Here is a 12,180-nt window from a genome sequence, read left to right on the forward strand (position 1 = left end):
CCGGACGGCAGGGGCGCCTATCATACCGGCAAACCCTCCGTGGCCATATCACGCAATCTGTGGTGCATATAGCTACAAGCTATAAGCTATAAGCTATAAGCTGCGACCTGTGCCAGCCTTTTCGCGGGTAAACCCGCGCCCACAGGGATTGGGCTGCCTTCAGGTGAAATGTGGTACCCGCGAAGAGGCCGATACATGTGACGGCAAACGCATCCACAGCCGCAACCCATGCTTGCCATTCTGCGCCCACAAGGTCCCACCCTGGCGCTGGATGGCGCTGCGGGCAATGCTCAGCCCCAGGCCAAAACCACCATCCCCCGGTCGCGAGCCATCCAGCCGCGAGAACGGCGCGAAGATCCGCTCCAGGTCTTCTTCGGCCACCCCGCCGCCCTCATCCTCCAGCCACAACCACCAATAGCTACCCTCACGCTGCCCGCCCAACCGCACGACACCCTCGGCCGGTGAATGGCGGATGGCATTGCGCAGCATGTTCTCCAGCGCCTGGGCCAGGTGGTTGAGGTTGCCCTGCACCCAGCAGTCGGCCGGCACTTCGCAGCGCAAGCGGGCAGGCGACCAGCCGCTTTCATAGCAGGCATTCTCAGCCAGCAGCTCCCAAAGCGCGTGCACTTCGATCGGTTCCAGGTTCATCGGCGCACGTTCGGCGTCCTGCCAGGCCAACTGCAGGGTGCCCTCCACCAGCTGCTGCATGCAGTCCACCTCACGGGTCAGGCGCTCACGCAGGCGTTGCAGGTCGGTTTCGCCGTCGCAAGCGACCCGCAACCGGCTCAGCGGCGTGCGCATTTCGTGGGACAAGTCGCGCAGCAACTGCTGCTGCATGGCCACCGTGCCCTGTAGCCGCTCGGCCATCTGGTCGAAGGCACGGGCCAGCTCGCCCAGCTCGTCGTGCCGGGCGATGGTGCGCGAGTCCAGGCGTGCCGACAGCTGATCGGCGCGCCAGGCATTGGCCTGCTCGCGCAGCTGGTTCAGCGGCACGATCAACATCCGGTACAGGCCCACGCACAGCAACAAGGTGAACAGACCGGGGATGATGCCGTTGGTGACAATGCGCCACAGCAAGCGGTACTGGTCCGGGTTGAACCGCTGTGGCAGCTCGATCACCAGCATGCCCTGCTCCGGCGCCCCCGGGAAGGGTATGCGCACCCACGGCTGGTCGACGCTGCGCCGGCTCATCGGCCAGTCGACACCGCGCAGGCGGGTCAGCCGCTGCATGATCTGCGGGTTGAGGGTAGCGCTGTCGAGCGGCCGCAGGTTGATGTCGAGCACGCCCACCCAGCCCCGTTCACGCTGATGCATCGCCGCCACCCACTGGTCCAGCCCCGCCCGCCCACCGCTGCGCCAGGCCTGTTCAGCCTCGCCGGCGTAGCCCCGCAATGCCTGCCGGGCCGGCTCCGATAGGAAGGCATTCTGGGTTTCCATGTGCCGGCCCCAGGTGTAACTGAGGCCGATCATCAGCAGGCAGAAACCCACCAGCAAAATGGCGAGTTTCCAGAACAGCGAGTGGCGATCCAGCATGGCTCACTCCGCCTCGCTGGCGCTGAGCACATAACCCTTGCCCCACACGGTGCGTATCTGTCGTTCGTGGTAGCCGATACCCTTGAGCTTGCGACGGATCTGGCTGACGTGCATGTCCAGGCTGCGGTCATGCCGCGAATAGCCGCGCTGCAACACCTGCTGGTACAGAAACGGTTTGCTCAGGACCTCTTCGAGGTTGCGGTTAAGGATGTCCAACAACCGGAACTCGCTGGGGGTCAAGCCTGCCAGATGGCCATCCAGGCGCACATCGCATAGCCCCTCATCGAACTCCAGCTCACCGCAGCCAGCCTGCTCCAATGGAGCTTGATAGCGCCGCTCAAGGGCCACGCGGCGCAGAATCGCCTCGATGCGCACCTGCAACTCGGCCATGCTGAACGGCTTGGGCAGGTAATCGTCGGCCCCTCGCTGAAAGCCGCTGATACGGTCGGCCTCGGCCCCCAGCGCCGACATCAGGATCACCGGTGTGGCGCTACGCTTGCGCAATTGCGCCAGGGCATCCAGGCCATTGAGCCCCGGCAGCAGGATGTCCATGAGCACCACATCGAAGATTTGGCGACCCGCTGTTTCCAAACCCTCCAGGCCATTACGGCACCAGGTGACCTGAAAACCACCCCGTTGCAGCTCTTCGTGCAGATAGGCACCCAGGACCGGGTCGTCCTCGATGGCGAGGATATTGGAGTTGTGAATAGCTACAGGATTCATTGGCAACTGCCATGCATTCTCAATTGTGCAATTATTGAGCATCCACCGCCTGCCAGGCAACCGCCCTGCGACCAATGCCCCGGCAATGCTGCAAATCAGCTACTGAAAGAGGTGCAATGGTGCGGCAGGCGGAGTAACTTCGCGGCTTGACCGTCACCACCTGACGGCTACCAGGCACATCACAGGAGGCGAGTGTGCTCGATCGTTTGGGAATTCGCAGCCGGGTACTGCTGCTGGCACTGCTGCCGGCCGGCTTGATGGCCCTGGTGCTGGGCAGTTACTTCACCTGGCTGCAACAGAACGACCTGCGCACCCAGTTGCTGCAGCGCGGCAAGATGATCGCCGAACAACTGGCGCCACTGGCAGCACCTGCCATGGCCCGGCTTGCGCCTGCGCAACTGGAACGCATTGCCGCACAAACCCTGGAGCAGGCCGATGTGCGCGCCGTCGCCTTCCTGGCCCCGGACCGCACGCGCCTGGCCCACGCCGGCCCGAGCATGCTCAACCTGCCACCCAGCGGCGGGACCGGCACGCAACTGCTGCAGCGCAGTGGCAATGACGCCACCCGCTACCTGATGCCGGTGTTCGGCCACCACCGCGACCTGGCCACCGATGCCGTGCCGGCCGAAGCCGAGCGCCTGCTGGGCTGGGTAGAGATCGAGCTGTCGCACGACGGCACGCTGCTGCGCGGCTACCGCAACCTGTTCACCAGCCTGTTGCTGATCTTCGCCTGCCTGGTCCTCAGCGGCCTGCTGGCGCTGCGCATGAGCCGCACCATCAACGACCCCATCGAACACATCAAGCACGCGGTCAACCAGCTCAAGGACGGCCACCTCGAAGAACGCCTGCCGGCCATGGGCAGCCATGAGCTGGACGAGCTGGCTCGCGGTATCAACCGCATGGCCGAAACCCTGCAAAACGCCCACGAAGAACTGCAGCACAGCATCGATCAGGCCACCGAGGACGTGCGCCAGAACCTGGAAACCATCGAAATCCAGAACATCGAGCTTGATATGGCGCGCAAGGAAGCCCTTGAAGCCAGCCGTATCAAGTCAGAATTCCTGGCCAACATGAGCCACGAGATCCGTACCCCGCTCAACGGCATCCTCGGCTTCACCCACTTGCTGCAAAAAAGCGAGATGACGCCGCGCCAGCTGGATTACTTGAGCACCATCGAGAAGTCCGCCGACAACCTGCTGGGGATCATCAACGAGATCCTCGACTTCTCCAAGATCGAGGCCGGCAAGCTGGTGCTCGACAGCATTCCGTTCAACCTGCGCGACCTGATCCAGGACACCCTGACCATCCTTGCCCCGGCCGCCCACGCCAAGCAGTTGGAATTGCTCAGCCTGATCTACCGCGACACGCCGTCCTCGCTGATCGGCGACCCGTTGCGGCTCAAGCAGATCCTCACCAACCTGGTCAGCAACGCCATCAAGTTCACCCGCGAAGGCACGATCGTGGTGCGCGCCATGCTCGACGACGAGCACGAAGACCACGCGCAACTGCGCATCAGTGTGCAGGACACCGGCATCGGCCTGTCGCCGCAGGATGTGCGCACACTGTTCCAGGCCTTCAGCCAGGCCGACAACTCGCTGGCCCGGCAGCCGGGTGGCACTGGCCTGGGGCTGGTGATTTCCAAGCGCCTGATCGAGCAGATGGGCGGCGAAATCGGTGTCGACAGCACCCCGGGTGAAGGTTCGCAGTTCTGGATCAGCCTCAACCTGCCCAAGGCTCACGACGATGTCGAGGAGCTTCCGCTGCAGCCACTACTGGGCCGCCGCGCAGCCATTGTCGATGGCCACGAACTGGCGCGCCAGGCGCTGGAGCACCAGCTGGAAGACTGCGGCCTCAGCGTGAGCCTGTTCGCCTCCTACGACCAATTGCTGCATGGGGTGCAGGCCGCCAGCCAGGCCGGCCTGCCGTTCGAGTTCGCCGTGCTCGGGGCCAACCTGGGCAACTTGTCGCCCGAGCAACTGGGCCACTATCACCAGCAGCTTGAGCGTTACCATTGCCAATGCGTGGTGCTGTGCCCGACCACCGAGCAGGCGCTGTACCACCCGTACCTGCCCAACGGCCATGGCCAGTTGCTGTCCAAGCCCACCTGCACCCGCAAGCTGCGGCGCCTATTGCTGGAGCTGGTGCAGCCGCGTCGACCGCTGGCCGAGGTGAACAACGTCAACGGCCAGCGCCAGCCGAAAATACTCTGCGTCGACGACAATGCCGCCAACCTGCTGCTGGTGCAGACCCTGCTCGAAGACCTGGGTGCCGAGGTGCTGGCCGTCGACAATGGTTATGCTGCGGTACAGGCCGTGCAGGATGAGCCGTTCGACCTGGTGCTGATGGACGTGCAGATGCCTGGCATGGACGGCCGCGCCTGCACCGAACAGATCCGCCTGTGGGAAAACACCCAAAGCGGCAACCCGCTGCCGATCGTCGCCCTCACGGCCCATGCCATGGCCAACGAAAAGCGCGCGTTGCTGCACGGCGGCATGGATGACTACCTGACCAAACCGATCAGCGAACGGCAACTGGCCCAGGTGGTGATGAAATGGACCGGCCTGAGCCTCGGTGCACCGCACCAGGCGCAGGCCGAGCTGCCGGCCAACGGCGATGAACTGAAGGTGCTCGACCCGGAAGAGGGCCTGCGCCTGGCCGCTGGCAAGGCAGACCTGGCGGCCGACATGCTGAGCATGCTGCTGGCCTCGCTGGATGCCGACCGCGAAGCCATACGCGCTGCCCGCGAGGCCGATGACCGCGAAGGGCTGATCGAGCAGGTGCACCGCCTGAACGGCGCCTCGCGCTATTGCGGCGTGCCGCAGTTGCGGGCAGCGTGCCAGCGCAGCGAGACGTTGTTGAAGCAGGACAATCCGCAGGCGCAGCAGGCCCTGGATGAACTGGACAGTGCGATCGGCCGGCTGGCTGCGCAGGCGCGGCTGAGCGCCTGAGTGCCTGAGTGCCTGGCTTGATACAGCCCCCCAAGACATGCACCACAAAGGAAACCCCACCATGCGCGCCCTGTTTTTCAGCAGCCAGCACTACGACCAGGAAAGCTTCACCGAGGCTGCCAACGGCACGTCGCTGGAGCTGCATTTCCAGCCCGCCCGCCTGACCCTGGACACCGCCGCACTGGCCGATGGTTTTGAGGTGGTGTGCGCCTTCATCAATGACGAACTCGACGCCACGGTGCTGCAGCGCCTGGCCGCAGGTGGCACACGGCTGATCGCCCTGCGCTCGGCCGGCTACAACCACGTCGACCTGGCTGCCGCCCAGCGCCTGGGCCTGGCCGTGGTACGCGTGCCGGCCTACTCGCCACACGCCGTGGCCGAGCACGCCGTGGCGCTGATCCTGGCGCTCAACCGGCGCCTGCACAGAGCCTACAACCGTACCCGCGAAGGTGACTTCACCCTGCACGGGCTAACCGGCTTCGACCTGCACGGCAAAACCGTGGGCGTGGTCGGCACCGGCCAGATCGGCGCCGCCTTCGCCCGCATCATGGCCGGGTTCGGTTGCCAATTGCTGGCCTACGACCCCTACCCCAACCCAGAGCTGCTGGCCCTTGGCGCGCGTTACCTGCCCCTGCCCGAGCTGCTGCGCGAAGCCCGCATCATCAGCCTGCACTGCCCGCTGACCGAACACACCCGCCACCTGATCAATGCGCAAAGCCTGGCCCAGTTGCAGCCCGGCGCCATGCTGGTCAACACCGGTCGCGGCGCGCTGGTCGATACCCCTGCGCTGATTGACGCGCTGAAAAGCGGCCAGCTTGGCTACCTGGGCCTGGACGTCTACGAAGAAGAAGCCCAGCTGTTCTTCGAGGACCGCTCCGACCTGCCACTGCAGGACGATGTGCTGGCCCGCCTGCTGACCTTCCCCAACGTGATCATCACCGCCCACCAGGCCTTCCTCACCCGCGAGGCGCTGGATGCCATTGCCCAGACCACGCTGGACAACATCAACCGCTGGGCGGCAGGCAATCCACAGAATCTGGTAATGGGTTAGTGCTAGGATACGCGGCATTTCTGGAGGACCCATGGTCGAGCACGATTTCCGCTACACCCTTTTCAACCCGCAACACACCCTGATCGAGTGCCGGGCCTTGGTGCCGGGCCGCTACCAGGTCACTGGCAACGGCGGCTCGATGCACAAAGGCGACACCCTGCTGGTCACCCTGAAGGGCAGCAAGGACTTGTCCATGCGCCTGACCGTGGAGAGCGTACGCCACCTGATCAACCCACGCGGCCAATGGGTTGCCGTGGCTACTGGCCCGGTGTTCAACGAGCTGGAAATCCTCACCTGGCAGGTCGAGTGCGACAACTGCGACGCCGTGCTGGACTTCGAGTTCGCGGTAGACGCCAAACTGGGCAAGAAAGCCCGCCAGCCTGCCGCCAGCGCGCGCATTGCCGAGCTGGGCTGGGTCAGCCGTGGCGAAAAACACCTGTGCCCCCATTGCCAGGAGAGCGCCGCGTGAAAAACCTGCTGACCGGCGCGCTGATTGCCACCGGCCTGCTCGGCTGCGCCGCCGAACCGTCCAAGCTGCAGCAGGAGCGCAGCTATGTGTTGGAGTGGATTGGCGAACGACCACTGATGGACTACAGCCACCTGACCCTGACCCTGGCCAGCGACGGCCGTGCCTACGGCAACGGCGGCTGCAACCACTGGTTTGCACCGTACACGCTCGATGGCGAGCACCTGAGCTTCGGCAAGGTCGGCAAGACCCGCAAGCTGTGCGCACCGGCGCTGATGGAGCAAGAAAAGCGCTTCCTGCAGGCGCTGGAAACGGTAGAGCGTTGGGACGTATCGCCGGTGGAGCAGATGCGCTTCTGGCCGGCTGAGGGCAAGCCGCTGCGCTTCTGGCCTGAAGAAGGCTGATAATCAATGGGGCCGCTTTGCGGCCCCAACTGCATCAGGCGCCTTTCAGCGCCTTGATCTTGGCTTGCAGCCCTTCCAGCGTCTGCTCGCCCAGCAACTGCTCACGCACCTTGCCCTTGTCATCGATGATGTAGGTCACCGGCAGCGCCTCGCTGCGCGGCAGGTCATAGCGCTCGGCCGGGTCCTGGGCCAGCACGGTGAAACCGATACCCAGGGTTTCAGCGGCCTGCTTCAAGTCCTGCCCCTGCAAACCATCGAAGTTCACCCCCACCACCTTGATGCCATCAGCCGCCCACTGCTTGGCCGCTGCGTTCAGTTCCGGGATCTCGGTACGGCACGGCCCGCACCATTCAGCCCAGTAATTGAGCACCAGCCAGTGCCCTTCGATCTGTTCGGCCTTAACCGTATTACCGTGTTGGTCCACGCCATAATCGGCACCGCAACCACCGAGCAACAGGCTCGCGGTGATGGCCAGTACTGCTGCCAGACGCCTTGCCATGGGTCAATCCTTCTCGAGTTTTAAAGCAAATTGGTCAGTCGCTGCGGTTAGAATAGCCGCCACACCCAGCTGGATGCGACCCGACATGACTGACCTCACGCTCTATCATAACCCGCGCTGCTCGAAATCCCGCGGCGCGCTGGAACTGCTCGAAGCCCGCGGCCTGGCACCGACCATCGTGCGCTACCTCGAAACCCCGCCCGACGCAGCCACCCTCAAGGCCCTGCTCGGCAAGCTGGGCATCGCCCCACGCCAATTGCTGCGTACCGGCGAGGACGAATACAAAGCGCTCAACCTGGCCGACCCGGCACTGACCGACGCGCAACTGATCGAAGCCATGGCCCAGCACCCCAAGCTGATCGAACGGCCGATTCTGGTCGCCGGTGACAAGGCCGTGGTCGGTCGCCCACCGGAAAAAGTGCTGGAGATCCTGCCGTGAGCGTGCCCTACGTCCTGGTGCTGTATTACAGCCGCCATGGTTCCACCAGCGAAATGGCCCGGCACATCGCTCGCGGCATCGAGCTGGCCGGCATGGAGGCACGCTTGCGCACGGTGCCGGCGATTTCCACCGAATGCGAAGCGGTGGCCCCGGATATCCCAACCAGTGGCGCGCTGTACGCCACCCTCGACGACCTGCGCCATTGCGCCGGCCTGGTACTGGGCAGCCCGACCCGCTTCGGCAACATGGCGGCGCCGCTGAAGTACTTCCTGGATGGCACCAGCAGCCTGTGGCTGGGCGGTGAGCTGGTCGGCAAGCCAGCGGGCGTGTTCACCTCCACCGCCAGCCTGCACGGCGGCCAGGAAACCACCCTGCTGTCGATGATGCTGCCACTGATGCACCACGGCATGCTGGTAATGGGGCTGCCCTACAGCGAGTCGGCGCTGCTCGAAACCCGTGGCGGCGGCACCCCTTACGGCGCCAGCCACCACGCCGGTGCCGATGGCAAACGTGAACTCGACCAACACGAGATTGCCCTGTGCCGCGCCTTGGGCCAACGCCTGGCGACCACGGCCAAGGCCCTGGAGGCCGCGCGTGGCTAAAAAGCCCAAGGTGTTGCCGCCGCTGGAATGGCTGGCACCTCGCCTGCGCCTGACGCGGGCGTTGAGCCTGGCGTTCTTCTTCGGCCTGATCGCCCTGCTGGTGGTGAACAACCTGTGGTTCGCCAACCTGCATGGTGCGCGGGTCGAGGTGATCCTGGCGATCGAACTGGTGCCGTTGCTGTTGCTGCTGCCAGGCATGCTGACAGGCAGCGCCCGGGCACATGCCTGGACCTGCTTCGTGGTGAATATCTATTTCATCAAGGGCGTGCTGGCGGCATTCGACCCGGCGCGAGCGGTATTTGGCTGGGTTGAAGTGCTGGTGAGCCTGGGGCTGTTCATTGCCGGGCTGCTCTATGTGCGCTGGAAGTTCCAGCATGAGCGGCGCCTGGCGGGCGAAGGCAGTTAGACGCTTCGCGGGCTTGCCCGCGAAGAAACCAACACACCCGTCAATGGTTGACGGTATGCGCCAGCATCACCGACAACTGGCACAGCGGCCGACCGCTCTCTGCGTGCCACTGGTTGAATGCCTGCTGCACCAAGGCCAGGTCACGCTGGCTGGTCGGTTGCTTGTCTATCACCTTCTGCGCGATCAACGCCGCCGCCATGTCATCGGTAGGGATGAAGGTGTCCTTGCCAACCATGCGCAGAAAACGCGGCGCCGACAACCCGCCCAACTGGTTGCCATGCTTGGCCAGGTACTTCCACAAGCCGACGATATCGGTCACCGGCCAGTCGGCGATGAACGCGCCGAAACTGCCCTTTTCCTTGGCCACGTCGAGAATCATCTGCGCATTGCGCGGCACGCTCTTGAGCTTGCCCAGGTGGCGGATGATGCGCTCGTCATGCATCAGCCGCTCCAGGTGCTCGGCGCCCATCAGCACTACCTTTTCCGGGTCGAAGCCGAAGAACACCTGCTCGAACGCCGGCCACTTGGCATCTACCAGGCTGTGCTTGAGCCCGGCGCGGAACACGCGCAAAGCCAGGGTCGACAGGTAGCGGTCGTCACTGATGTCGCGCAATTGCGCCGGGGTGCGCGGCTGCGGCAGAAAGGCCTCCAAGGCCTGGGCCGAGCCAAAGCGGTTCAGGCAGTACTCTTGCAGCCACTGGTAATCGCGCATAGGCTCAGATGTTCAGCACATCGAGAAAACGCGGGGTGGCGTTTTCGTCGATCTTCAGGCTGGTGAAATCGAACAGGTTGCGGTCGGCCAGTTGCGATGGCGCCACGTTCTGCAGCGCCCGGAAGATACTCTCGGTACGGCCCGGGTGCTTGCGCTCCCACTCCACCAGCATGTCCTTGACCACCTGGCGCTGCAGGTTTTCCTGCGAGCCGCACAGGTTGCACGGGATGATCGGGAATTCCTTCATGTCCGAGTAAGCCTGGATGTCCTTCTCGCTGCAGTAGGCCAGCGGCCGGATCACCACGTTGCGGCCGTCGTCGGCGCGCAGCTTCGGCGGCATGCCCTTGAGCGCGCCGTTGAAGAACATGTTGAGGAAGAAGGTTTCGACGATGTCGTCGCGGTGGTGCCCCAACGCCATCTTGGTCGCGCCGATTTCGTCGGCGAAGGTGTACAGGGTGCCACGGCGCAGGCGCGAACACAGCGAGCAGGTGGTCTTGCCCTCGGGCACCAGCTCCTTGACTACCGAGTAGGTATCCTTCTCGACGATGTGGTACTCGACGCCCAGCTCCTTGAGGTAGGCCGGCAGCACATGCTCGGGGAAGCCCGGCTGCTTCTGGTCCATGTTCACCGCGACGATCTCGAACTTGATCGGCGCCACCTTCTGCAGGTGCAACAGAACGTCGAGCATGGTGTAGCTGTCCTTGCCGCCGGACAGGCAGACCATGACCTTGTCGCCATCCTCGATCATGTTGTAGTCGGTGATGGCTTCGCCGGCGAGACGACGCAGGCGTTTTTGCAGTTTGTTCTGGTTGACCGAGAGGGTGCCCATAGCGCTTGGATCCGCGAGGTGTGACAAAAGCCGGCTATTTTACGCACAAACGCGGCATCGCTGTAGGCATTCCGATAAAGACTTCAATGTAATCAACAGCACGCCTTACAGCGCAATTTGCTCTAAAAAGCACGGTTTGTGCCGGTAACCGCTTCCTATACTGCGACATAAGGCCACATTACCGCTTGCATCGGTGTTCGGGCCTCGGGCCGCTTGCGCTCCATCTGGGGGGCGTTTGGCAACATTGAGAGGAGTGATCGGCATGATTCATCACGTTGTGGGGCTGTTTACCCATCCCGATCAGGAATGGCGGGAAATTCGTGGCGAAGAAGAAACCATCAGCCACATGTACCTGACGCACACCCTGATCCTGGCGGCAATCCCTGCCATTTCAGCCTTTATTGGCACAACCCAGGTGGGCTGGGTGATCGGCGACCGGCCGGCAGTGATGCTGACCATGGAAAGCGCCATCTGGATGAGCATCATGTCGTACCTGGCCATGCTCGCCGGGGTGGCGGTAATGGGCGCGTTCATCCATTGGATGGCTCGCACCTACGACGCCAACCCTTCCATGGCTCAGTGCATCGCCTTTGCCACCTACACTGCCACCCCCTTGTTCATCGGTGGCCTCGCGGCACTGTACCCGCACCTGTGGCTGGGCATGCTGATCGGCACTGCCGCCATCTGCTACACGGTGTATTTGCTGTATGTCGGCTTGCCGACGTTCATGAACATACCGTCCGACGAAGGCTTCCTGTTCTCCAGCTCGGTGCTGGCGGTGGGCCTTGTGGTATTGGTGGCGATCATGGCCGCCACGGTGATTATCTGGGGACTGGGCGTGGGGCCCGTCTACACCAACTAGAACAGACTCAACCAACACTAGGGCATCAACCAGGGGCCGCCGCAAGGCGGCCTCTGGCTGTGCGCTGACCGGTGGCTCGGCAGGCCGCCGATGCTTGCGGCATAATGCCCGGTCAGGAGAACCGCCCCACCATGCCCGAGCTGCTCAAAGAACGCGTCGAAACCTGTTACCAGCAAGCCGAAACCTTTTTCAAACGTCCCTTCCCGCGCCCGGAAGTCAGCTTCAAGCTGCGCGGGCAGAAAGCCGGTGTCGCCCACCTGCACGAAAACCTGCTGCGCTTCAACCTGCAGCTCTACCGTGAAAACCAGGAAGACTTCCTGCGCCAGACCGTGGCCCATGAAGTGGCACATCTGGTAGCCCACCAACTGTTCGGCGACAGCATCCAGGCCCATGGCGAGGAGTGGCAGCTGATCATGCGCGGGGTGTACGAGCTACCACCCAACCGTTGCCACAACTATGAGGTGCAACGGCGCGCGACGACCCGCTACATCTACCGTTGCCCGTGCCCGCAGGGTGATTTCCCGTTTACCGCGCAGCGGCACAAGCTGGTGCGCCAGGGGCGGCGCTACCTGTGCAAGCGGTGCCGGGCGATTCTGGTGTACAGCGGCGAGACGCGCGTCGAATAGATTGTGTTTTGCCTGTACCCGCGAAAAGGCCAGTACAGACAATGCAAAGCTCACAGGTATAAAAAAGGCGACCCCAGGGT

Annotated in this window: 14 protein-coding genes; 9 read left to right on the forward strand and 5 right to left on the reverse strand. The window is 63.6% G+C overall.

Going from position 1 to position 12,180, the window contains the following annotated elements; translation table 11 throughout:
• Positions 1–159: 159 nt before the first annotated feature.
• Positions 160–1,533: a sensor histidine kinase gene (locus DM807_RS26060; protein ID WP_012270937.1), complete on the reverse strand. Its 1,374-nt coding sequence runs from the start codon at positions 1,531–1,533 to the stop codon at positions 160–162.
• A 3-nt stretch (positions 1,534–1,536) separates the two neighbouring features.
• Positions 1,537–2,256 (reverse strand): response regulator transcription factor, encoded by a 720-nt coding sequence (locus tag DM807_RS26065; RefSeq protein WP_041166406.1) that lies wholly within the window; start codon positions 2,254–2,256, stop codon positions 1,537–1,539.
• 194 nt (positions 2,257–2,450) lie between these two features.
• Here DM807_RS26065 and DM807_RS26070 point away from each other — a divergent pair, with 194 nt between their 5' ends.
• The 4 genes from DM807_RS26070 to DM807_RS26085 all read left to right on the forward strand — a co-directional run bounded on the left by DM807_RS26070 (position 2,451) and on the right by DM807_RS26085 (position 7,125).
• A complete protein-coding gene (locus DM807_RS26070; RefSeq protein WP_179028143.1) occupies positions 2,451–5,204 on the forward strand; it encodes a response regulator in 2,754 nt (917 codons plus the stop codon).
• A gap of 61 nt (positions 5,205–5,265) precedes the next feature.
• The gene (locus DM807_RS26075) at positions 5,266–6,255 is read left to right on the forward strand and encodes a 2-hydroxyacid dehydrogenase (RefSeq protein ID WP_179028144.1); all 990 of its coding nucleotides are present in this window, start codon (positions 5,266–5,268) and stop codon (positions 6,253–6,255) included.
• Between the two features lie 31 nt (positions 6,256–6,286).
• On the forward strand, positions 6,287–6,724 hold the full coding sequence (locus tag DM807_RS26080; protein WP_012270933.1) for a hypothetical protein: 438 nt from the start codon (positions 6,287–6,289) through the stop codon (positions 6,722–6,724).
• Positions 6,721–7,125, forward strand: a complete 405-nt coding sequence (locus tag DM807_RS26085) for an META domain-containing protein (protein WP_012270932.1) — start codon at positions 6,721–6,723, stop codon at positions 7,123–7,125. Before DM807_RS26080 ends, DM807_RS26085 begins: the two co-directional genes overlap by 4 nt.
• A 34-nt stretch (positions 7,126–7,159) precedes the next feature.
• Here the strand turns inward: DM807_RS26085 and DM807_RS26090 are convergent, their stop codons facing one another.
• The gene (locus tag DM807_RS26090; protein WP_012270931.1) at positions 7,160–7,624 is read right to left on the reverse strand and encodes a TlpA disulfide reductase family protein; all 465 of its coding nucleotides are present in this window, start codon (positions 7,622–7,624) and stop codon (positions 7,160–7,162) included.
• Between the two features lie 85 nt (positions 7,625–7,709).
• Here DM807_RS26090 and arsC point away from each other — a divergent pair, with 85 nt between their 5' ends.
• The 3 genes from arsC to DM807_RS26105 are packed head-to-tail and all read left to right on the forward strand — an operon-like array spanning position 7,710 to position 9,071.
• Positions 7,710–8,063 (forward strand): arsenate reductase (glutaredoxin), encoded by a 354-nt coding sequence (gene arsC, locus DM807_RS26095; RefSeq protein WP_041166405.1) that lies wholly within the window; start codon positions 7,710–7,712, stop codon positions 8,061–8,063.
• Positions 8,060–8,665, forward strand: a complete 606-nt coding sequence (gene wrbA / locus DM807_RS26100; RefSeq protein WP_069942169.1) for an NAD(P)H:quinone oxidoreductase — start codon at positions 8,060–8,062, stop codon at positions 8,663–8,665. Before arsC ends, wrbA begins: the two co-directional genes overlap by 4 nt.
• Positions 8,658–9,071, forward strand: coding sequence for a DUF2069 domain-containing protein (locus tag DM807_RS26105; protein ID WP_041166404.1), 414 nt, complete (start codon positions 8,658–8,660; stop codon positions 9,069–9,071). The genes wrbA and DM807_RS26105 overlap by 8 nt, the downstream gene beginning before the upstream one ends.
• Positions 9,072–9,111: 40 nt before the next feature.
• On the opposite strand, the gene DM807_RS26110 is transcribed toward DM807_RS26105, so the two are convergent.
• Positions 9,112–9,783 (reverse strand): DNA-3-methyladenine glycosylase I, encoded by a 672-nt coding sequence (locus DM807_RS26110; RefSeq protein WP_179028145.1) that lies wholly within the window; start codon positions 9,781–9,783, stop codon positions 9,112–9,114.
• Between the two features lie 4 nt (positions 9,784–9,787).
• Positions 9,788–10,612, reverse strand: a complete 825-nt coding sequence (ttcA, locus tag DM807_RS26115; protein WP_012270926.1) for a tRNA 2-thiocytidine(32) synthetase TtcA — start codon at positions 10,610–10,612, stop codon at positions 9,788–9,790.
• 262 nt (positions 10,613–10,874) lie between these two features.
• Between ttcA and DM807_RS26120 the strand changes: the two genes are divergently transcribed.
• Together DM807_RS26120 and DM807_RS26125 are read left to right on the forward strand one after the other, a co-directional pair.
• Positions 10,875–11,474: a Yip1 family protein gene (locus DM807_RS26120; RefSeq protein ID WP_012270925.1), complete on the forward strand. Its 600-nt coding sequence runs from the start codon at positions 10,875–10,877 to the stop codon at positions 11,472–11,474.
• A 131-nt stretch (positions 11,475–11,605) separates the two neighbouring features.
• Positions 11,606–12,100: a SprT family zinc-dependent metalloprotease gene (locus tag DM807_RS26125; RefSeq protein WP_012270924.1), complete on the forward strand. Its 495-nt coding sequence runs from the start codon at positions 11,606–11,608 to the stop codon at positions 12,098–12,100.
• Positions 12,101–12,180: the final 80 nt, after the last annotated feature.

This window comes from Pseudomonas hunanensis, from assembly GCF_013393325.1.
GTDB lineage: Bacteria > Pseudomonadota > Gammaproteobacteria > Pseudomonadales > Pseudomonadaceae > Aquipseudomonas > Aquipseudomonas putida_P.